General features: G+C 72.9%; 14 protein-coding genes. 7 read left to right on the top strand and 7 right to left on the bottom strand.

Annotated features, from left to right (window positions below; genetic code table 11):
• Window positions 1-144: 144 nt before the first annotated feature.
• Together AC4OXY_RS26605 and AC4OXY_RS26600 are read left to right on the top strand one after the other, a co-directional pair.
• Window positions 145-2,451 carry an FdhF/YdeP family oxidoreductase gene (locus AC4OXY_RS26605; protein ID WP_491991176.1) on the top strand — a complete coding sequence of 769 codons (2,307 nt, stop codon included), beginning with the start codon at window positions 145-147 and terminating at the stop codon, window positions 2,449-2,451.
• A 100-nt stretch (window positions 2,452-2,551) separates the two neighbouring features.
• Window positions 2,552-3,634: an LAETG motif-containing sortase-dependent surface protein gene (locus tag AC4OXY_RS26600; RefSeq protein ID WP_491991175.1), complete on the top strand. Its 1,083-nt coding sequence runs from the start codon at window positions 2,552-2,554 to the stop codon at window positions 3,632-3,634.
• A 59-nt stretch (window positions 3,635-3,693) separates the two neighbouring features.
• Here AC4OXY_RS26600 and AC4OXY_RS26595 read toward each other — a convergent pair whose 3' ends face one another.
• Window positions 3,694-4,473 carry a VOC family protein gene (locus tag AC4OXY_RS26595; RefSeq protein WP_356026111.1) on the bottom strand — a complete coding sequence of 260 codons (780 nt, stop codon included), beginning with the start codon at window positions 4,471-4,473 and terminating at the stop codon, window positions 3,694-3,696.
• Window positions 4,474-4,767: 294 nt separating this feature from the next.
• Here AC4OXY_RS26595 and AC4OXY_RS26590 point away from each other — a divergent pair, with 294 nt between their 5' ends.
• Both AC4OXY_RS26590 and AC4OXY_RS26585 read left to right on the top strand, forming a co-directional pair.
• Window positions 4,768-5,664, top strand: a complete 897-nt coding sequence (locus AC4OXY_RS26590) for an SCO2400 family protein (protein ID WP_491991174.1) — start codon at window positions 4,768-4,770, stop codon at window positions 5,662-5,664.
• Window positions 5,665-5,681: 17 nt separating this feature from the next.
• Window positions 5,682-5,867 (top strand): hypothetical protein, encoded by a 186-nt coding sequence (locus tag AC4OXY_RS26585; RefSeq protein WP_356026106.1) that lies wholly within the window; start codon window positions 5,682-5,684, stop codon window positions 5,865-5,867.
• A gap of 5 nt (window positions 5,868-5,872) precedes the next feature.
• On the opposite strand, the gene AC4OXY_RS26580 is transcribed toward AC4OXY_RS26585, so the two are convergent.
• Both AC4OXY_RS26580 and AC4OXY_RS26575 read right to left on the bottom strand, forming a co-directional pair.
• On the bottom strand, window positions 5,873-10,702 hold the full coding sequence (locus AC4OXY_RS26580; protein WP_491991173.1) for a DNA repair ATPase: 4,830 nt from the start codon (window positions 10,700-10,702) through the stop codon (window positions 5,873-5,875).
• 145 nt (window positions 10,703-10,847) lie between these two features.
• Window positions 10,848-13,118, bottom strand: a complete 2,271-nt coding sequence (locus tag AC4OXY_RS26575; RefSeq protein WP_491991172.1) for a flotillin family protein — start codon at window positions 13,116-13,118, stop codon at window positions 10,848-10,850.
• A 250-nt stretch (window positions 13,119-13,368) separates the two neighbouring features.
• Between AC4OXY_RS26575 and AC4OXY_RS26570 the strand changes: the two genes are divergently transcribed.
• Window positions 13,369-14,448: a PucR family transcriptional regulator gene (locus AC4OXY_RS26570; protein ID WP_491991171.1), complete on the top strand. Its 1,080-nt coding sequence runs from the start codon at window positions 13,369-13,371 to the stop codon at window positions 14,446-14,448.
• 141 nt (window positions 14,449-14,589) lie between these two features.
• Here the strand turns inward: AC4OXY_RS26570 and AC4OXY_RS26565 are convergent, their stop codons facing one another.
• From AC4OXY_RS26565 to AC4OXY_RS26555, 3 genes are all read right to left on the bottom strand, one after another.
• Entirely contained in the window at window positions 14,590-15,537 is a 948-nt protein-coding gene (locus AC4OXY_RS26565) for an MIP/aquaporin family protein (RefSeq protein ID WP_491991170.1), read from the bottom strand.
• 70 nt (window positions 15,538-15,607) lie between these two features.
• On the bottom strand, window positions 15,608-16,273 hold the full coding sequence (locus AC4OXY_RS26560) for an SDR family NAD(P)-dependent oxidoreductase (protein WP_362822585.1): 666 nt from the start codon (window positions 16,271-16,273) through the stop codon (window positions 15,608-15,610).
• A 66-nt stretch (window positions 16,274-16,339) separates the two neighbouring features.
• The gene (locus AC4OXY_RS26555; RefSeq protein ID WP_362822599.1) at window positions 16,340-17,005 is read right to left on the bottom strand and encodes a DUF4328 domain-containing protein; all 666 of its coding nucleotides are present in this window, start codon (window positions 17,003-17,005) and stop codon (window positions 16,340-16,342) included.
• 196 nt (window positions 17,006-17,201) lie between these two features.
• Here AC4OXY_RS26555 and ctaD point away from each other — a divergent pair, with 196 nt between their 5' ends.
• Window positions 17,202-18,920, top strand: coding sequence for an aa3-type cytochrome oxidase subunit I (ctaD, locus tag AC4OXY_RS26550; RefSeq protein ID WP_402066641.1), 1,719 nt, complete (start codon window positions 17,202-17,204; stop codon window positions 18,918-18,920).
• Window positions 18,917-19,273: a cytochrome C oxidase subunit I gene (locus AC4OXY_RS26545; RefSeq protein WP_356026089.1), complete on the top strand. Its 357-nt coding sequence runs from the start codon at window positions 18,917-18,919 to the stop codon at window positions 19,271-19,273. The genes ctaD and AC4OXY_RS26545 overlap by 4 nt, the downstream gene beginning before the upstream one ends.
• A gap of 16 nt (window positions 19,274-19,289) precedes the next feature.
• Here the strand turns inward: AC4OXY_RS26545 and AC4OXY_RS26540 are convergent, their stop codons facing one another.
• Window positions 19,290-19,976 carry a DUF6445 family protein gene (locus AC4OXY_RS26540; protein ID WP_362822587.1) on the bottom strand — a complete coding sequence of 229 codons (687 nt, stop codon included), beginning with the start codon at window positions 19,974-19,976 and terminating at the stop codon, window positions 19,290-19,292.
• Window positions 19,977-20,006: the final 30 nt, after the last annotated feature.

The raw sequence follows: 20,006 nt of genomic DNA, 5'->3' as shown, positions 1-20,006 counted from the left end.
GTTCACCCGCAGTCAACGGAACGTCGAACACCGGACGACAACACGTGACGACCATGATCGACATGTGAGGTGTGTCACACTTCACAGGGGGAGGGAAAGGCAGGGAGAGAGGGAAAGGGGGAGCGGGGGAAGGAAGAGGCGGTCATGGCGGAGCAGCCCCGGCGACCGGACGACCCCGGTGGCACCCACGTCTCGGGTCCCCGCACATCCAGCGTCGGCCTCCCCAGCATCACCGAGTCCGCGCGCTACACGCTCACGGAGATGGGGCCGAGGCGCGGCCTGCTGACGCTGCTGTCGGTGAACCACGTCGACGGCTTCGACTGCCCGAGCTGCGCCTGGGGCGAACCGGCCCCCGGGCACCGCAAGACGGCGGAGTTCTGCGAGAACGGCGTCAAGGCCGTCGCCTGGGAGGCGACGCGCAAGCGGGTCGACGCCACCTTCTTCGCCGCGCACTCCGTCGCCGAGCTGCGCGAGCGCGACGGCCACTGGCTGGAGTCGCAGGGCCGGCTCGCCCAGCCGATGCACCTCGCCCCCGGCGCCACCCACTACACCCCCATCACCTGGGACGACGCCCTCGCGCTCGCCGCCGCCCGGCTCCGCGACCTGCCCGATCCGAACCGCGCCGTCTTCTACACCAGCGGCCGTACGAGCAACGAGGCGGCCTTCCTCCACCAGCTGCTGGCGCGCCGCCTCGGCACCAACAACCTGCCGGACTGCTCCAACATGTGCCACGAGTCCAGCGGCGCGGCCCTGAAGGAGACGCTCGGCGTCGGCAAGGGCCTGATCGCGTACGACGACATCACCGAACACGCCGACCTGATCATCGTCGTGGGCCAGAACCCGGGCACCTGCCACCCCCGCATGCTCACCGCGCTGGAGGCGGCCAAGCGGCGCGGCGCCCGCATCATCGCCGCCAACCCGCTGCCCGAGGCCGGCTTCGGCCGCTTCCACAACCCGCAGACCGCGCGCGGACTGCTCGGCCCCGGCACCCGGCTCGCCGACCGCTGGCTCCCGGTGCGCGTCAACGGCGACCTCGCCCTGTTCGCGGGCCTGAACCGCGCCCTGACCGACCGGGAGGACGCCCGCCCCGGCACCGTGTTCGACCACGACTTCATCGACCGGTACTGCGAGGGCTTCGGGGCCGCCGTCGCGGCCTGGCGGGCCCTGGACTGGTCCCGGATCGAGGCGCTCAGCGGACTGTCCCGCACCCGTATCGAGGCCTGCGCGGACGACGTGCTCCGCGCGGACCGGGTGATCGTCTGCTGGGCGATGGGCCTGACCCAGCACCGCAACGCGGTGGCGACCATCCGCGAGATCGTCGACTTCCTGCTGCTGCGCGGCAACATCGGCCGCCCCGGCGCCGGGCCCGCCCCGATCCGCGGGCACAGCAACGTCCAGGGCGACCGCACCATGGGCATCTGGGAGCGGATGCCGGACGCGTTCCTCGACCGGCTCGGCGAGGAGTTCGGCTTCGACCCGCCCCGCGCCCGCGGCCTGGACACCGTCGACGCGATCAGAGCCATGCGCGACGGCGAGGTCGACGTCTTCGTCGGCCTCGGCGGCAACTTCGCCTCGGCCACTCCCGACACACCGGTCACCGAGGCAGCACTCGCCAACTGCGGCCTCACCGTGCACATCGCGACCAAACTGAACCGGTCCCACCTCTGCCACGGCACCGAGGCCCTGCTCCTGCCCTGCCTCGGCCGCACCGAGCGCGACCGGCAGGCGTCCGGCGAACAGTTCGTCACCGTCGAGGACACCATGGCGATGGTGCACGCCTCACGCGGCCGGCTCCGGCCCGGCTCCCCGCACCTGCGCAGCGAGGTCGCGATCGTCGCCGGCCTCGGCCTCGCGCTCTTCGGCGACGGCCTGGGCTGGCGGGCCATGCGCGACGACTACGCCGTGATCCGCCGTCACATCGAACACGTCGTCCCCGGCTTCCACGCCTTCGAGCAGCGCGTCCGGCAGCCCGGCGGCTTCATGCTGCCCCGCGCGCCCCGCGACTCCCGCACCTTCCCCACCGCCACCGGCAAGGCCCGCTTCACCGTCAACCCGCCGACGGCGGCCGACGTCCCGCCCGGCCATCTGCTGCTGACGACGGTGCGCTCGCACGACCAGTTCAACACCACGGTCTACGGCCTGGACGACCGTTACCGCGGCATCTCCGGAGGCCGCCGCGTCGTCTTCCTCAACCCCGACGACCTACGCCAACTGCGCCTGAAAGACGGTGACTTGGTCGACCTGATCAGCGTCAACCCCGACGGCGAACGCCGCGCCCCCGGCTTCCGCGCCGTCCGCTACCCGACCCCGCGCGGCTGCGCGGCCGCCTACTACCCCGAGACCAACGTCCTGGTCGCCCTGGACGCCACGGCCATCACGAGCAACACCCCGGCCTCGAAGTCGATCGTCATCCGCGTCGAGCCCGCCGCACACCGGGAGCCCGGAACGTGACCCACGTCACATAAGGATCCCATGAGGTCTTGGGCAACTCTTTACGGTCGGCGAAGGTCATCTCTGCGCACACACCGCTCACTCCTGCCCTGAGGTTCGCATGAAGCTTCGCCGTTCCCTCGCCCTCGCCGCCGCGACGGCCGCCCTCGCCCCGGCCGTCCTGCTCACGGCCCCGCTCGCCCACGCCGCCGACGGCGACACTCCGACGACGCCCACGGCCTCCGAGACGACTCCCACCCAGGACGAGTCCACGCCCGCCGCGGACGAGACCACCCCCGCCGCCGGCGACACGACGCCGGCGCCGGCGGAGTCCAGACCCGCGGGCGAGGAGAGCAGCCCGGCGGCCGGCGCGTCGACCCCGGCCGCCGGCCAGTCCGCCCCGGCGTCCTCCGCCTCGCCCCAGCCCACCGCCTCGCTGTCGGCCTCCGCCTCGGCCCCCGCCTCGGCCTCGCCCTCCCCGTCGGCCTCCGGCTTCCCGGGCCAGTGCGCCGACAGCGACGAGCCGAAGTACGACGACAACCTGCACACCACCCTGAGCGGCCTGCCCTCGCGGATCGTCGCCGGCAGCGGCTTCCACGGCTTCAAGCTGAACGTGAAGAACACCGGCGGTCACGCCTACCCGCGCGTCGACCTCGGGGTGTTCGCCGCCCAGACGAACGACACCGACTACTTCGTCGACACCAGCCACCTCACGCTCCAGTACCAGGACCCGTCCTCCCGCAAGTGGATCGGCATCTCCCTGGACGAGAACGACGCGGGCGCCGGCTACCTCGGCTACACCGGCGTCAAGGCCAAGGAGTCGTTCTCCGTCAACCTGCGGGTGAGCGTCGACAGGACCGCCCCGGCCGGCCTCGGCTACGCCATCAGCATCGGCATGTACGCCGACGACCAGGGCAACTGCGTCTACTCCAGCGACGACAGCTTCTACCAGTTCGACATCCTCAAGGCCGGCTCCGCGCCCGGCCACCCCGGTGACGCCAAGCCGCAGGGCGGCAAGAAGCCGCTGCCGAAGCAGCCCACCGGCAACACCCGGATCGAGCCGCAGGGCCACCTCGCCGAGACCGGCTCCAGCTCCGCGCTGCCGGTGCTCGCCCTCGCGGGCGGCGCCGCGGTCGCGCTCGGCGCGGGCGCCGTGTTCGTCGTACGCCGCCGCAGGAACGCGGGCCCGGACGCCACCGTCTGACCGGGACGTACCGGAACCGGACGTACCGAACCAGGGCAGGCGGCGGCGCGGCTGCTCCGCTACTGCGCTGCCGCCTGGCGCGGGTTCGGCTTCAGGACGGCGAAGACCGCGCCCGCCGGATCCGTCAGCCAGGCCACGCGGCCGACGTCGGGGATGTCCGACGGCGGCATCAGGACGGTGCCGCCGTTGCCCCGGACGGCGTCGGCGGTCGCGTCCGCGTCGGACACCGCGAAGTACGGCACCCAGCGCGCCTCCTGGCCCTCCTGGAGCGGGGCCACGCCGCCGAAGGCACCCTCCTGCTGGTCCCCGTCGGCGATGCTGAGCACGCGGTACGTCATGCCCGGCGCCGACATCTCCGCCGCACGCCAGCCGAAGAGCCGCCGGTAGAAGGCGAGGGCGGCCTCCGGGTCGGGGACGTGCAGTTCCACCCATACCAGCGTGTTGTCCTGCGACACCCGCTGCAGCCCCGTACCGGACTGGATCACGGCGAACTCGGCGCCCTGGGGGTCGGTGAGCTGCGCCATGGAGGCCTCGCCCATGGTGATGGGCTCGACGCGCACCGCACCGCCGGCCGCGGTCACGGCGTCGACGGTGGCCCGGATGCCGTCGGTCCGGAAGTACGTCACCCAGGCGGGTTCCGCGCTCTCCTCGGTGAGCCGGCCCGCGGCGGCCACCGTCGCGCCGTCCTGCTGGAAGAAGCCGTAACCGCCGGTGTCGGGGCCGGCGGAGGTGAAGTGCCAGCCGAAGACGGCGCCGTAGAAGGCGGCGGTCCGGTCGAGGTCGGGACTGCCGAGGTCGAGCCAGACGGGTGACCCGGTGCGGAAGTCTGTGCCGAGCATGCGTTTCCTCCTGCCGATCCGGTGCGGAGCCGCCCGCCACTATGCCCACCGTCACGGGACGGGACGGCGCACCGACCGGGGCGGCCGACGGGTTTCACCCGGGTGCCGAGTGCCGACGGCGGACCGGACCGTGGCACATGCCTTCGGCGAAGAATCTGCGCAGGAGTGCCACACCGGCTGCACACAGCGTTTCGAAAGTCTCGTTAGCGTGTTGGGTCGCTCGATCTCCCGTACGAGCGTGACCAGGCCGTGGTCCCGGTGACCGACGGCGCAGTCAATCCAGGAAGACCGCAGATGGACTACTGCTCCTCGTGCCGCCGGCACCTCAACGGTGCCCTGGTCTGTCCCGGGTGCGGCGCCTACGCCCCGGACATCGCCCCGCCCGGCACCGACGGGTACTCCGGCGCGAACGCCACCGGCACCGCCTCTCCCCACATACCCTCCACCACACCTGCACCGGCACCGGCACCGGCACTCGACGACATCGCCTGGTACGACGGCGTGCCGGCCGCCGACCCGGCCGAGTACGGCGCCGAGGCCGCGGCCGGGGCGGCCGACATCACGGACGCGCCCCGGGCCCCGCAGGGACGGGCGGCCCGGCGGCGGCAACTCGCCCGCTGGAAGAAGAGCCAGCGCCGGGCCGTGGTGGCGACCGCCGTGGCACTCGTCGGGGGCGGTCTCGCCTTCTCCTCGATGGACCGCGGCTCCGGCGACCGCGCCCAGGCGGCCACCGCCCCGGACAACCGCAGCATGGGCCTCGGCGAGGAACAGCCCGCCTCGCCCGGCCAGCCGCCCGCCACGCCGACCCCGTCCGCCCCACGGCACGCGGCACCCAGCTCATCCGGCACACCCACCGGGTCCACGGACCGGACCCCGGCCGGTTACAGCTACGTACCCCAGCAGCAGTCCCGCACCTCCACACCCCACACGGCACGATCGGCGACCCGCCCGGACAGCGTCCCCACGACACCCCGCCCGACGGGTACGTCGACCCCGAGCACCGGCACCTCCACCAACTCCTCTACGGGAACAGGGAGTTCAACGGCTTCGACGCCGCCCCCGGCGCCCGGCACGAGCACCTCCTCAGGCTCCTCTTCCTCCTCAGGTTCCTCTTCCTCTCCTTCGTCCCCTTCCTCCTCTTCCTCCTCCAACCAGCTCTGCCTGGTCGTGATCTGCCTCGGCGGATCCTGACCCGCCACGGCCCTTCCATGGGCCTGGCCCTCGTCGGCGGGCCCGCCGGCGGGGCCGTGCTCCTCGGGGCCACCGGCGCGCTGCTGCGGCGCCGGGCCGGGCTGTGGGCGGCGAGCGGTGCGTTGCTGGGCACGCTGGTGATGTGGTGCGTCGCCCTCCACACCCTGGGAGAAGGTTTCCAGCACTCGAACGTCGACTTCTGACCGCATCAGCGGTCGCCGTCGCCACCCCGCACCCGCGTGATCGCCGACTCCACCGCCGCCACCCGGTCCGCCAGCAGGCCGAGGGCGGCGACGGCGCGGGTCAGGGGGTCGCCCTCGGGGCCGCCGAGTGCGTGGGCGCGGATGTGGGCGGACTTCACCTCGGCCCAGCGGGCGGACTGCTCCTCGTTCAGTTCGCCGCGCAGCTCCGCCAGTTTCAGCAGGTTGGCCTCGGCTCCCGTGGTGAGGGTCTGGGCCTCGGCCGTGTAGTGGTCGTGGACGACGGCCTCGCGCTCGGTGTCGTTCATGACCGGGCGCAGCCGCTGGGCGATCCTGTTCATGTCGCGGTAGGAACCCTGGAGGCGGAACGGGGGTTCCGTGCGGGCGGCCTCGGACTGGGCGGCGGAGGCGATGTAGGCCGCGTTGACCCGCAGGACCGTCTCGCGGACCGCGACGGCGTGGCGCAACACCCCGACGACGCGGTCGAGTTCGGCCGGTGAGAGCGGTGGGGTGAGGTGGTCGGCGCGGGCCGTCGGGTCGCCGGACGCCAGCCGGACCAGTTGGTCCAGGTCGGCCCGGTCGCGGGCGGCGAGCGGGGCGAGGACCGCGTTGGCGGTGAGGGCGTTCTCCAGGAAGCTGAGCGCGAAGACGTCCTCCCTGCCGGTGAGGACGTCGCCGAGGTTCCACACGTCGGCCCGGTTGGCGAGCATGTCGGGGATGCGGAAGCGCTCGCCGGACTCGGTGTACGGGTTGCCGGCCATGCACACCGCGAACCGCTTGCCGCGCAGGTCGTAGGTGCGCGGCTCGCCGTCCCGGACGCCGTCCACCCGGCGCGTCGCGTCGCACAGCGGGATGAACTTCTGGAGCAGCTCGGGCGAGGTGTGCTGGATGTCGTCCACATACAGGAGTGTGTTGTTGCCGGCCGCCAGCGCGAAGTTGATCTTCTCGATCTCGTGCCGGGCCGTCGCGTTCGGGGCGTCGGCCGGGTCCAGCGAGGTGACGTCGTGGCCGAGTGCCGGGCCGCTGACCTTGACCAGCATCAGGCCGAGCCGGTCGGCGACGTACTCCATGAGCGTCGTCTTGCCGTAGCCGGGCGGGGAGACGAGCAGGAGCAGGCCGCCGGTGTCGGTGCGCTTCGTCTCGCCGGTGGTGCCGAGCTGGCGGGCCAGGCTGTCGCCGATCAGGGGGAGGTACACCTCGTCGACCAGGCGGCCCCGGACGAACGCCGACATCACGCGGGGGCGGTGGTCGTCCAGGCGGAGCCGGTCGCGTTCGGCCGCCACCAGGGCCGTACGACGGCGCTGGTAGGCGCGGAAGGCGGGGACGTCCGTGGCGGTGAAGCGGGTCGTGCGGGAGAGGAACTCGTCGATGCGAAGGGTCAGTTGACCGGCGCTGACGCGCGGGTGCGTGCCCAGCAGGCCGTCCGCCGTGGCCGTGAGCGGGGCGTCGCCGTCGTAGCGGGGCAGGGCGGGGCACAGCTCGGCGGCCACCGCCTCCGCCAGTTCGCCGGGGCCGGTCTCGGTGCCGGTCGCGGCGGCGTACGCGCCGAGCCAGGCCGCGACCACCTGCCGGCGGGCGGCGAGCTCCGTCAGCCCCTCCAGGTCGGCACGGTAACTCCCGTCCGTGTGGCGGAACTTCTCCAGCAGGGTGCGCGCCACCGTCCCGAGCACGAAGCCCTCCGGGCCACAGGTCAGCTCCTCGAAGAGGTACGCGGCGGCCGGGCCGGCGGGCCCGGAGCGGTCCCACTCCCCGATCGCCGCCGCCAGCTCCCGCTCCAGCTCGCCGACGGCCGGTACGGCGCCGAAGGTGTCCCGGGCGCGGGCCAGCGACACCGCCCGCCGGGTCCAGGCCGTGCGGGCCTCCTCCGACGTGCCGTGCGCCCAGAACAGCTGGGCGGCGGCCCGGGCGGCCGGCTCGTGGCGCAGGGTCCCGGCGCCCTCGTACAGGGGCAGCAGCGCACGCAGCAGGACCGTCGCGTCGTGGTCGTGGACGCCGCGCTCGTACCCCTCGTCGTACGACTCCTGCGCCGCCCGGCGCACCAGGTCCGGCAGGTCGTCGGCGGCGGCGAGGGCGGCCGGGCCGTGCTCGGCGAGCAGGCGGGCGGCCAGGTGCTCGGCGCGGTACACCTCCGGTGACTCGGAGGGCAGATGGCGCTCCCAGTAGGGGCGGTACGCCGCGAAGTCGGGGTCGGTGACCGGGGCGCGGTAGTCCGTGCCGGTCACCGCGAAGGCGAGGGCGTCGCCGTGCGGGACGAGGGTGAGGTCGAGGGGCTGGGTGTTGACGGCGAAGCGGTGGCCGCCGAGCACCAGGGTGCGGCCGTCGTCCGCGTACAGGTCGGCGCGGTCGCGCAGGGCGCGGGCCGCCTCCTGGCGGGCGGACTTCAGGCGCCCGTCCAGCTCCTCGGCGCGCACGCTGTCGCCGAGGTCGCGCAGTTCGCCGGCGGTGCGGCGGACCTTGCCGACCAGCGGGTCGGAGGCGAAGTAGGTGGTGACCGCCTCCGTGTCGGCCAGCGTGGCCGCGCGGCGGGCGATGGTCTCCAGCATGCGCCCGGCGGAGACTGCGAGCTGTTCGGCGCGGCGGGCGCGGGCGTCGGCGAGGGACTGTTTGCGCGCGGCGAAGGCCTCGTAGACCTCGGCGCGCCGGTCGGCCAGTTCGGCGAGGAAGTCGTCGAACTCGGCGAACCGGCCGTCCAGGTCCTCCAACCGGCCGAGGACGGAGGTGAGTTGGTCGTCGCACTCCTGCGGGGTGGCGCAGACCCCGAGCGCGGCGGTGACGGCCTGGGCGAGCAGGGCGGTCTCGGCGGCGAACTCGGCACGCCCCTCGCTGTCCTGGAGGGCGCGGCGGCGGGCGTCGAGGGTGGCCCGGGCGCGGTTGACGCCGCCCAGCACGTCGGCGATCCGCTCCAGCACGGCGGTGCGGACGGTGGCGTCGGCGATGTCGAGGCCGGTGACGACCTCGGTGACCGTGCGCAGCCCGTCGGCGAGGTCGTCGAGGCGGGCGGCGACGGGTGCGGCCGCGGCGACGGTCGGGGCGGCCGCCGCGTCGGCGACGAGCCGCTCGACCTCCGCCCGCTGCCCGGTGAAGGCGTCCTCGCGGGCCAGGAACGACACCGCGCGCCGGCCGAACGCGGCGAGGTCGTCCTCGGCGGCGGACGCCAGTTCCGCCAGCCGGTCGGCGTCGACGTACCGCAGTTCCCGCAGGGTGAGCAGGTGGCCGTGCGCATGGCGCAGTTCGGTCAGCCCGCGCACCCAGGCGGCGGCCTCGCGCGGGGCCTCGCCGCGCAGCCGGCGCACGACGGCGGCGATCCGCTCGGCGGACTCGTCCAGCGCCTCGGCGGACTGCCGGGTCAGCTCCCGCACCGTCTCGAACTCGGCCAGCACCTGCTCGGCGGTGCCCCGGACGTCTTCCAACGGACCGGCCAGCTCGCCGAGTTCGGGATCGGTGAGCCAGTGGTGGGTGTCGGCGGCGCGCACGCAGGCGGCGGCCAGCGCCCGGTAGCCCGCGCCGGTCTCGATCCCGTCGGCGACCAGCCGGGCCACCGACAGACAGTCGGCGAGCCCGCGCACGAGGTCGGCGTTGCCGACGCGGGCGAGCGGCCCGGTGCCGGTGCGCAGGGCGGCGGCGTGGGTGTCGGAGACGTACGGCGAGGTCCACCACTGGAGGGGGTGGGTGTGCGCGGGTTCGTCGCCGCCCGCGCGCAGCACGGCGAGCGCGCCGTCGGCGAACAGCGCCCAGCCCCGGCACGGCAGCGGCGTCTCCACCTCCTTGCGCAGGGTGTTGTACGGCAGCAGCAGCGTGCGGCCGCCGGCCCGGTCGCGGAAGGCGTACAGCACGTCCTCGCCGTTCGGCGCGCGCACCTCGTGCTCGAACTCCAGCCCCTGCACGTCGAGTTCGTACGCCTTGTGGCCGCCGCCGGCCAGGCAGTAGCCGCCCGGGAAGACGATGCCCTGCTCCTCGGGGAGCCGGCGGCACGCCTGCCCGATGCCGTCGAGGCGGACCACCGTACGGGTCAGGGTGTCGAAGACCAGGTGCCGGTCGGCGTCCTCCTTGTACGGCCGCACGCGCAGCAGCACCAGCGGGCCGGCCTGGGCGTGTGCGACGGCCGCGTCGGCGAGGGACTGGAGCGGTTCCCGCACCGGCTCGGTGTGCAGCGTCTCCCCGTCCGGGGTGCGCACGACGAGGGCGCCGCCGACGGTCGTGACCCCGAGGCCGCCGGGGACGGCCACGTAGGGGTCGCGGCCGAGGACGTGGTCCTCGCGCGTGGTCTCCGTCCAGGTGACGTCCTGGCCGGGCGGGAAGACGTCGTCGCGGTCGCCGCGCGCGTCGAGGAACGCCGCCCGGCCGTCGTCGGCCACGCTCCAGCGCAGGACGCGCACGTCGTCGGCCTTCTCGCCGGTGCGGAACACCGCGAGGAGCCGGCCCTCGACCCGGCGCAGCCGCAGCAGGCGGGCCTCGCGGTAGTAGCGGTGCAGGGCGGTGAACTCCCGTACGAACGCCGGGTCGTCGAGCAGCCCGGGCACGGCGTCCTGCGGCAGGCGCTCGCCGGAGCGGTCGTACAGCCCGAGGACGTCGGCGACGGACACCTCGGTGCCGTCGGCCGGCCGGCCGGTGCCGCCGAAGAGGAGGACGTCGCCGACGGCCACGATGTCGCTCGGCACGCACGGGTGGCCGGTGCCGAGGCGGGCGGTGGTCGCCAGCCCGACCCGGGCCGAGCCGAACTCGTCGGCTCGGCGGGTGTTCAGCGTTTCTGCCCTGCGGGCCAGCTCGGCGGCGTGGGCGGTGAGGCGGGCGCGGAGGAGGTCGTAGGTGCCGGCGTCGACCTCCGGAGCGGTGGCCATGGCGGATGTTTTCCCTTCGGGACCGTGCGACTACGAACTCGGGGCTGCGGGTCGCGTGCCGGGTGCGGGTCGTGGTGGGCTGATCGCGCCCACGCGGCGGAGCCGCATGTCGATACGGCCCCGCGCCCCTTCGGGGCGCTTCAGTTCAGGGCGCTTTTCCGTTCAAGGCGCTCAACGGCGTCTCCGCCAGGCCCAGTTCGCCGGCCTTCTCCAGGAGTTCCTGGATGTCGGCCGACCGGGATCCTCCGCCGTTCATCAGCTTCATCAGCAGCGCCGACACCGTCAGGTTCTGCACGTCCGCCGTGCCCACGGATCCCAGGATCCGGCTCAGGTCGTCCGTGAAACTGGCCGAGCCGTCCAGCCAGGGGCCCGCCAGGGCCTGTGCCGTACGGGAGTTGTCCACGAAGCCGTCCACGCCCTTGCCGAGCGCGACCGAGGACACCAGCCGGTCGAAGAAGACGGACTCCCCGCCGACGATGTCGATGTCGGCGTTCTCCAGCCCGGTCGCGAGGACGGCCGCCTGCGCCTCGGCGACCTGCCGCTGGGTCTCCAGGCCGGCCAGCCGGATCTCCTTCTCCGCCTGGAGCCGCAGCCGGTACTCCTCGTGCCCGCGCGACGCGTCGTCCAACGCGGCCATCGCGGCGGCCTTCTCGGTGAGGCCCTCGGCCTCGGCCTTCAGCTTCTCGCCGATGGCGGCGGCCTCCGCGAGCGCCCTCGCCTTGGCGCCCTCCGCCTCGGCCAGGCCCTTGGCCCGCACACCCTCGGCCTCGGCCCGCAGCCGCGCCTCGGTGGCCTGCGCCGCCGCCTGCGCGCCCTGGGCCTCCGCGAGCCCCCTGGCCCGCGCACCCTCCGCCTCGGCCTTCAGCCGGGCCGAGGTGGCCTCCGCCGCGGCCCGCGCCGCCTCGGCCTCCGCGAGCCCCTTCGCCCGCGCGCCCTCGGCCTCGGCGAGCGCCCTGGCCTGGGTGCCCTCGGCCTCGGCGCGCAGCCGGGCCTCCGTGGCCTCCGCCTCCGCGCGCCCCGCCTTGACGGTGACCTCGGCCTCCTTGTCGCGGACCTGGACGGCGGCCAGTCCCTCGGCGGCGGCCTCCGCCTGCACGCCCTCGGCGAGCCGCAGCTTGGCGCGGGCGTCGAGGTCGGCGGTCTTCAACCGGGCCTCGGCCAGGGTGAGTTCCTCGCCGGCGCGGTGCGTGGCCGCCTGTTCCGCCGCCTCCGCCGCCTTGATGTCCTTGACCAGCTTCTCCTGCGCCTCCGCCTCGGCGGCGATGACGAGGGCCTGCCGCTCGCGCTCGGCCTCCTCGACCACGCGGAGCTTCTTGATGGACTCCTCCTGCTCGGCGACCGTACGGTCCACCGCGACCCGCTCCCGGATGACCTCGGCGATCTCCCGCTTCTCCGCCTCGACCTCCTTCTCGGCGGAGATCTTCGTCAGCTGGGTCTCCCGCTCCCGGGCGATGACCTCCAGCAGCCGGTCCTTCTCGATGCGCTCGTTCTCGACGGCGATGACCCGCTCGCGGTTCTTCGCGGCGACGGCGATCTCCCGGGCCTGGTTCTCGCGCTGCACGCCGAGCTGTTCCTCGGTGCGCAGGAAGGCGCCCTGGGCGCGCAGCCGTTCCTCCTCCACCACGCGGGCGGTCTCGGCCTCCTCGCGGGCGCGGGACGTCTCGATCTCCCGCTTCTGCTTGATCTCGGCGTCCGCCTGCCGGCGCTCCAGCTCCAGGATGGTCTCGCGCGCGTCGACGTTCTGCCGGGTGATCTCCTTCTGCTCGGTGCGCTGGGCCTCGTTGGTGCGCACGTGCTCGATCGCCGTCAGCTCGGTGATCTTGCGGATGCCCTGGGCGTCGAGGACGTTGGCGGGGTCGAGCTGGGTGAGCGGGGTCTGCTCCAGGTAGTCGATCGCGGCGTCCTCAAGGTGGTAGCCGTTGAGGTCGATGCCGATCAACTCGATGACGTGGTACCGGAGTTCCTCGCGCTTGGTGTAGAGGTCGGTGAAGTCCAGCTGCTTGCCGACGGTCTTCAGCGCCTCGGAGAACTTCGCGTGGAACAGCTCCTGGAGGGTGTCCTGGTGGCTGGCGCGTTCGGTGCCGACGGTCTGGGCGACCTTGATGACGTCCTCGACGGTCTTGTTGACCTTCACGAAGAACAGGATCCGGATGTCGGCGCGGATGTTGTCCCGGCAGATCAGCCCGTCCCGGCCGGCGCGGCTGATCTCGATCGTCTTCACCGAGATGTCCATGACCTCGGCCTTGTGCAGGATCGGCAGCACGACCTGGCCGGTGAAGGACACGTCCACCCGGCGCGTCTTCGACACGATCAGGGCCTGGCTCTGGTCGACCTTGCGGTACAGCCGCGAGAACCCGAACACCGCGAGCACCACGACGACGAGACAGACGGCGGCGAGCACGCCGAGGGCTTCCATGGCATACGTCCTTGCCTCAGACGACAGATCGGAGCCCCTGGCAGTCGCAGTTCCCGGTGCCGGACCTCGGCACGCATACCGGCGTCCGGCACCGGAAACCCCCCGTAGTGCTCCCCACCGGCAATGGTGCGACGGGGCGCGTGCCGGCGCATTGCCGGTTTCCGGCAGTGTTCACTAGGGTCTTTGTGCCGGACATGCGCTAAGAAGGCGTCACCGGCGCGTCAAGATCACGGGGGCGGGGGCGGACGGCGTGCGGGATCGCCATGACATATCCGGGCATTACGAGGACTATCTGGACGGTTTCGCCGACACGCTCGCCGAGGTCGCGGCCACCGGGCGCCGGCTGAGCCGGGAGGAGCTGAAGGCCCGCCGCACCCTGGGCGAGCAGGCCGCCGAGGCCGGACACGGCCTGCGCGCCCTGGTCGTCGCCCACCTCGCCGCCGCCCGCGGCGCCTGGCCGGTCGGCCCGGGCTCGGCCGAGAGCACGCTGGCCGCCCTGGCCGCCGTGGAGCAGGCGGTGGACGCGTTCGCCGAGGGGTACGAGCGCGCCCAGCGGCTCACCGTGCGCCGCGAGGAGGCGGCCCGCCGGGAGTTCATCGACGACCTGCTGCACGGCCGCGGCGGCCTGGGCCGTCTGGCCGAGCGCGCCGAGCGTTTCGGCCTGCGCCTGTCCCGGGCGCACGCGGTGGCCGTGGCCGAGGGCCCGACGGCGTACGTCGAGGGCGGCGGGGTGGCCCGCACGGTGGAGGCCGCCGTACTCGGCCGCTTCGAGACCCGCAGCGTCCTGTTCACCACCAAGCACGGCCGGCTGCTGTGCATCGCGCCCGGCGACGAGGACGAGGTCCTCACCTACTTCGCCCAGCAGGCGTACGCGGCGACGGACGGCGGCCGGGTCGCCGTCGGCCGCGCCCAGCCGGGCCCCGGCGGCGTGGTCCAGTCGTACGAAGAGGCCCTGGCCGCGCTGGAGATGGCCGAGCGCCTCGGCCTCGCGGACCCGGTCCTGCGCGCCGCCGACCTCCTCGTCTACCCGGTCCTGGCCCGGGACCGCCAGGCGATGGCCGACCTGGTCTCGCACGCCCTGGGCCCGCTGACGGAGGCGAGAGGCGGCGCGGGCCCCCTGCTGGAGACCCTGACGGCGTACTTCGACGTGGGCTGCGTGGCGGCGGAGGCGGCCCGCCGCCTCTCCCTGAGCGTGCGGGCCCTCACCTACCGCCTGGAACGCATCCACCACCTCACCGGCGCCAACCCGGCCGACCCGGCCCACCGCTACATGCTCCAGACGGCCGTGATCGGCGCCCGCCTCCTGGACTGGCCGAACCGGCCGCTGTGACACACCGGCACACCCCTCCGGGCCGCTGCCCGGGCAAGCGGCGACGGCCAGGCGGGCCGCCGGCTCCCGCACCAACGACCCGTCCGAGGCGGGCAGTTGACACGTCCCCCGGCGGCCCCCTGACATTCCTCCCCTCCCGGGCTAATCGCCGTTGACGGTCCGCACCGGAGTCGACTCCCCGGGCTCCAGCGGCTCGTCCAGCTTCGCGCGCAGCAGCAGGACGTCACCGATGAACAGGTCGTAGACGACGATCCCGATCACGCCGCCGATCAGCGGGCCGACGATCGGGATCCACCAGTAGTGGCTGAACGAGCCGGACACGCTGCCCGGGAAGGCCAGGCTCTGCCAGCCCTGGGACCAGATCAGCAGCCGCGGCCCGAAGTCGCGGGCCGGGTTGATGGCGTAGCCCGCGTTGGCGCCGTAGGACATGCCGACCGCGGCCACGACGAGGCCGACGACGAAGGGGGCGAGGTTGGACTGCACGGCCTGGTTGCGGACGTCGAGGACGGCGGCGATCAGCATGAGCAGGAACGCCGTACCGACGATCTGGTCGATCAGCGGGCCCCAGACGCCGCCGTGGAAGTACGGGGCGGGGAAGGTCGCGAAGATGGAGAAGGTGGCGTTGGTGTGGCCGTTCACCTTCGGGCCCGTCGCCGCCTTGTCGTAGGCGTGGATCGCGTCGTGGTAGACGAGGTAGACCAGCGCCGCGCCGGCGAAGGCGCCCACGACCTGGGCGAACCAGTACGGCACGACCCTGGCCCAGGAGAACCCGCGGCGCACGGCCATGGCGAGGGTGACCGCCGGGTTGAGATGGGCGCCGCTGACTCCGCCGCCCACGTAGACACCGAAGGTGACGCCCATCGCCCAGCCCCAGGTGATCAGCAGCCAGTCCCCGGCCGCGAGGAAGATCGTGGTGGGCGTGGCGGCCCGGCCGGAACCGGGCAGCGCGGCGACCGCCATCGCGACCACACCGCAGCCGAAGGCGATGAGGACGAAGGTCCCGAGGCACTCGGCGAGGCACTCGCCGAGGAGCCCTCCCCGGCTTCTGAGCCGGGACGGCTTGATGATCGTGGGGATTTCGACAGCCATGCCAAGCCCCCTCGAAGAGAGCATTACGGCCAACGTCACCATATTGGCCTACAAACCGGCACCGCGCAGTTCAGCTGTCGAGGTCGTCGGCGAAGTGCCGGAATCCGTGCCGTTCCCGGTGCAGGCCCCACAGCACCTCGGCGAGCACGTCGGGGTCCTTGCGCGCGTGCCCGGGCGTGATGGCGCCGGGGACGACCAGCTGGGCGACGTGGATGCCCTCGCCGGCGAGCCGGTCGTGCAGCAGATGCCCGTACGCGCTCTCCGCCGCGAACGCGATCGAGGTACCGGCCCGCTCAGGATGCGGTACGGCGGCGGTCCCGCCGTTGACGAGGAGGATCGTCCCGCGCCCGAGCCGCCGCATCCCCGGCAGCACCTGCTGCACGGCGGCGACGACCCCGTAGACGGAGAACTCGATCGGCCCGACCAGCTCCCGGTGCCCGGTCTCCAGCACGGGCCGCATGAAGTCCCGGTGCGGCACCGGGCTGTACTGGAGCACCTCCACCGTCCCCAGCTCCCCGGCGGCCCGCTCCAGCGCCGCGGCCAGCTCCTGCGGCCTGCGGACGTCGGCGGTGAACCCCGCGGCCCGCACGCCGCTCGCGGCGAGGTCCTCGACGAGCCGGTCGAGGTGGTCCCGCCGCCGGGCGAACAGCGCCACGGCGAACCCCTCCCGCCCGAACCGCCGCGCGACCGCGGCCCCCAGCCCGGTCCCCGCACCCACGATGGCGATACTGCTCATGGGGGCCATCCGTACCGCACCCGGCGCCGCTCCACACCCCCGCCGGCCCCGGGACCGCCCGGGGAACTACGCCGCCCCGGCCTCCCGCATCCGCTCCGTCTGCGCGGCGGTGACGGCCCGTACGGCGAAGAACCCGGCGATCGCGGCGCCGACCACGGCCGCGTCGGACGTCAGCAGCGGCCAGACCTCGTGGTAGGCGCGGGCGATGATCTCGTCGGTGGAGTCGCTGTACACCAGCCCGACGCCGCTGAGCATGCCGATCACCCACAGCACCCACCACACGTTCACGGAGACGGGCACCCGGCGCCCGGGCGCACTGCCGCGGAACGCGTCCACGACGATCCCGCGCGGGAACCAGAGGTTGACCAGGGGCACGACCCACCCCAAGTACACCCAGATCCCCGCGTACTTCGGCTCGTTCCCCGACAGCGCGCGGGCGTTGTCGCGCAGCTGCCACAGCCAGGAGACGAAGAGCAGGGCGCACAGCGCGACGGCCGCACCGCCGACCGACGTCACCAAGTGGTACGAGTTCTCCAGGGAGTTGAGCGGGCGGTGCACGCCGTCGCCCTGCTCGGGCGGGCCCGCGGCCGGTTCCCCGGCGGCGGCGAGCCGCAGTTCCCACACCCCCCGCACCACCCAGGCGAGCCCGGCCAGCAGCAGTCCCCCCGAAGCCAGCCACCCGGAGGCCCTGATCGGCCGGAGCGCGAACGGGCGGGCGGAGAGCACGTTCATCTGTTCGGTCACCTGATCATCCTGTCCCATGGAAGGCGCCGCTGCGCCATCCGTGTGCATCCGTCATGCGATCGGCCGTGCGCGGGCCGTTCCGGCTCTCCCGCACGGCGTCCGCGCGGCAAGGATGACGAGGAGCATGACGAGGCGCGGACGTCTTGGCGTGCGCGGAGCGCGAGCAGCGGGAGACAGACGACTTGTGAGCATCATCGACGAACCCCACGGTGCCGCCGCGGCCGCCGACTCGTACGAGAGCGAGGTGCCGCTCCGGGGCAGACAGCCCGGCGGCGTCGTGGTGAAGTGGCTGACGACCACCGACCACAAGACGATCGGCACGCTGTATCTGCTGACGTCGTTCGCGTTCTTCCTGATCGGCGGCGTGATGGCGCTGCTCATGCGCGCCGAGCTGGCCCGGCCGGGCCTGCAGCTCATGTCGAACGAGCAGTTCAACCAGCTGTTCACCATGCACGGCACCGTGATGCTGCTGATGTTCGCGACACCGCTGTTCGCGGGCTTCACCAACTGGATCATGCCGCTGCAGATCGGCGCGCCCGACGTGGCGTTCCCGCGGCTGAACATGTTCGCCTACTGGCTGTACCTGTTCGGCTCGCTCATCGCGGTGGCCGGCTTCCTCACCCCGCAGGGCGCGGCCGACTTCGGCTGGTTCGCCTACTCCCCGCTGACGGACGCGATCCGCTCCCCTGAGGTGGGCGGCGACCTGTGGATCATGGGCCTGGCGTTCTCCGGCTTCGGCACCATCCTCGGCTCGGTCAACTTCATCACCACCATCATCTGCATGCGCGCCCCCGGCCTGACCATGTTCCGCATGCCGATCTTCTGCTGGAACGTGCTGCTGACGGCCGTCCTGGTCCTGCTCGCCTTCCCGGTCCTCGCGGCCGCGCTGTTCGCCCTGGAGGCGGACCGCAAGTTCGGCGCCCATGTCTTCGAGGCGACCAACGGCGGCGCGCTGCTGTGGCAACACCTCTTCTGGTTCTTCGGCCATCCCGAGGTGTACATCATCGCCCTGCCGTTCTTCGGCATCGTCTCCGAGATCATCCCGGTCTTCGCCCGCAAGCCGATGTTCGGCTACATGGGACTGATCGCCGCGACCATCTCCATCGCCGGTCTGTCCATCACCGTCTGGGCGCACCACATGTACGTCACCGGCGGCGTGCTGCTGCCGTTCTTCTCCTTCATGACGTTCCTGATCGCGGTGCCGACCGGGGTGAAGTTCTTCAACTGGATCGGCACGATGTGGAAGGGCAGCCTGTCCTTCGAGACCCCGATGCTCTGGTCGGCGGGCTTCCTCGTGACGTTCCTCTTCGGCGGGCTGACCGGGGTCATCCTGGCCTCGCCGCCGCTGGACTTCCACGTCTCCGACTCGTACTTCGTGGTGGCCCACTTCCACTACGTCGTGTTCGGCACCGTCGTCTTCGCCATGTTCGCGGGCTTCCACTACTGGTGGCCCAAGATGACCGGCAAGATGCTGGACGAGCGGCTCGGCAAGATCACCTTCTGGACCCTGTTCGTCGGCTTCCACGGCACCTTCCTGATCCAGCACTGGCTGGGCGCCGAGGGCATGCCCCGCCGTTACGCCGACTATCTGGCGGCCGACGGCTTCACCGCGCTGAACACGGTCTCGACCATCAGCTCCTTCCTGCTCGGCACGTCGATGCTGCCGTTCCTCTACAACGTGTGGAAGACCGCCAGGTACGGCAAGCCGGTGGGCGTCGACGACCCGTGGGGCTACGGCCGTTCGCTGGAGTGGGCCACCTCCTGCCCGCCGCCCCGGCACAACTTCGTGACCCTGCCCCGGATCCGCAGCGAGTCCCCGGCGTTCGACCTGCACCACCCCGACATCGCGATGGCGGAGCACGAACACCAGGTCCCGGTGCGGCCCGACCGAGGGCAGGCGTGACCGGCACGGCCGGGCACGGAGCCGACGGCACGCTCGCCAACCAGGTGGAGGGTTACCTCCTCTGGCAGGCGCGGATCGCCGAAGCGGAGCAGCGCGCGCGGGAGTTCACCGGTCCCCTGGACTGGCTGACGACCGCGCAGCGCGAGGAGATCGAGCGGCGCTACACCGCCGACAGCCTGCGCCGGGCCCGCGCGGACCTGGAGCGCGTCGCGGCCCGGTGCCGGTCGCTGCGCACCGAGTACGAGCACCGCTACGCCGAGCTGCGCCGCCGCTGTCTGGCCGTGACCGTCGCCACCGCCGTCGCCGTGTGCGCCGGCTGCACGGCCGTGGCCGCGCTGTTCCTGGTCCTGTGACCGTGCCGTACGGCTCTCACGCCATCCAGAAGAAGACCGCCGTCATGCGCTTCTCCTCCAGGGTCCTGCCGGTGTAGTCCGTCGCGCTGTGCACGAGGTTGGCGTTGTAGAGGAGCAGCCGGTTGTACTTGTGCGGGACGCGGACGTCCTCCTCGAAGTGGTCACCCGGGACGTAACGCGTGCCGAGGGCCTCGACGAGGTTGTTGTGCGGGGCCTGGACGATGTTGCCGCCGAGCCGGCCGCCGGGCAGGGACTGGCGGTAGAAGGCGGTGCCGCAGTTCTTCGGCACGTGGGGGTTGAGGTAGAGCACGGCCGCGTACCGGCACAGGGCGCGTGAGTCGGTGTGCGGGCGGGGCTCGCTCTCGCCCTCGCCGACCACCTGGACGCAGTTGTGGTTCAGGGTGCCGCCGCCGGGCGCCTGCTGCACCCACAGCTCCTTCGCGCCGGTCGCCTTCTTCACCAGCCGCTCGATGACGGCGAGTTCGCCCGGCTCCAGCCCCGGCATGGCGCGCAGTCCGGGCCAGGTCTCGGAGGTGTACGGATACCCCCGCACCCAGTCGTCCTTGGCCAGACACCGCTCCCGTACGGCGTCGACGTCCGGCAGGACGTCGTCGAAGACCCAGTAGTCACGGCCCTTGGTGGGCTTGCGGTAGGGCAGCACCGGCAGCGCGGCGGGCGTCCTGGGGGGTGGCTGTGGGGGCATGCGGCGAATCTATGCCAGCGTTTGCCCCGC

Source organism: Streptomyces sp. HUAS MG56, from assembly GCF_058673395.1.
The sequence above is the reverse complement of the archived record's forward strand: the minus strand, read 5'-3'. Positions and strand labels throughout refer to the sequence as shown.

Coding starts and splice junctions, on each gene's coding strand:
- AC4OXY_RS26605 (WP_491991176.1), top strand. CDS start 145: ATGGCGGAGCAGCCCCGGCGACCGGACGACCCCGGTGGCACCCACGTC.
- AC4OXY_RS26600 (WP_491991175.1), top strand. CDS start 2,552: ATGAAGCTTCGCCGTTCCCTCGCCCTCGCCGCCGCGACGGCCGCCCTC.
- AC4OXY_RS26595 (WP_356026111.1), bottom strand. CDS start 4,473: ATGCTCGGCACAGACTTCCGCACCGGGTCACCCGTCTGGCTCGACCTC.
- AC4OXY_RS26590 (WP_491991174.1), top strand. CDS start 4,768: ATGGACTACTGCTCCTCGTGCCGCCGGCACCTCAACGGTGCCCTGGTC.
- AC4OXY_RS26585 (WP_356026106.1), top strand. CDS start 5,682: ATGGGCCTGGCCCTCGTCGGCGGGCCCGCCGGCGGGGCCGTGCTCCTC.
- AC4OXY_RS26580 (WP_491991173.1), bottom strand. CDS start 10,702: ATGGCCACCGCTCCGGAGGTCGACGCCGGCACCTACGACCTCCTCCGC.
- AC4OXY_RS26575 (WP_491991172.1), bottom strand. CDS start 13,118: ATGGAAGCCCTCGGCGTGCTCGCCGCCGTCTGTCTCGTCGTCGTGGTG.
- AC4OXY_RS26565 (WP_491991170.1), bottom strand. CDS start 15,537: ATGGCTGTCGAAATCCCCACGATCATCAAGCCGTCCCGGCTCAGAAGC.
- AC4OXY_RS26560 (WP_362822585.1), bottom strand. CDS start 16,273: ATGAGCAGTATCGCCATCGTGGGTGCGGGGACCGGGCTGGGGGCCGCG.
- AC4OXY_RS26555 (WP_362822599.1), bottom strand. CDS start 17,005: ATGAACGTGCTCTCCGCCCGCCCGTTCGCGCTCCGGCCGATCAGGGCC.
- AC4OXY_RS26540 (WP_362822587.1), bottom strand. CDS start 19,976: ATGCCCCCACAGCCACCCCCCAGGACGCCCGCCGCGCTGCCGGTGCTG.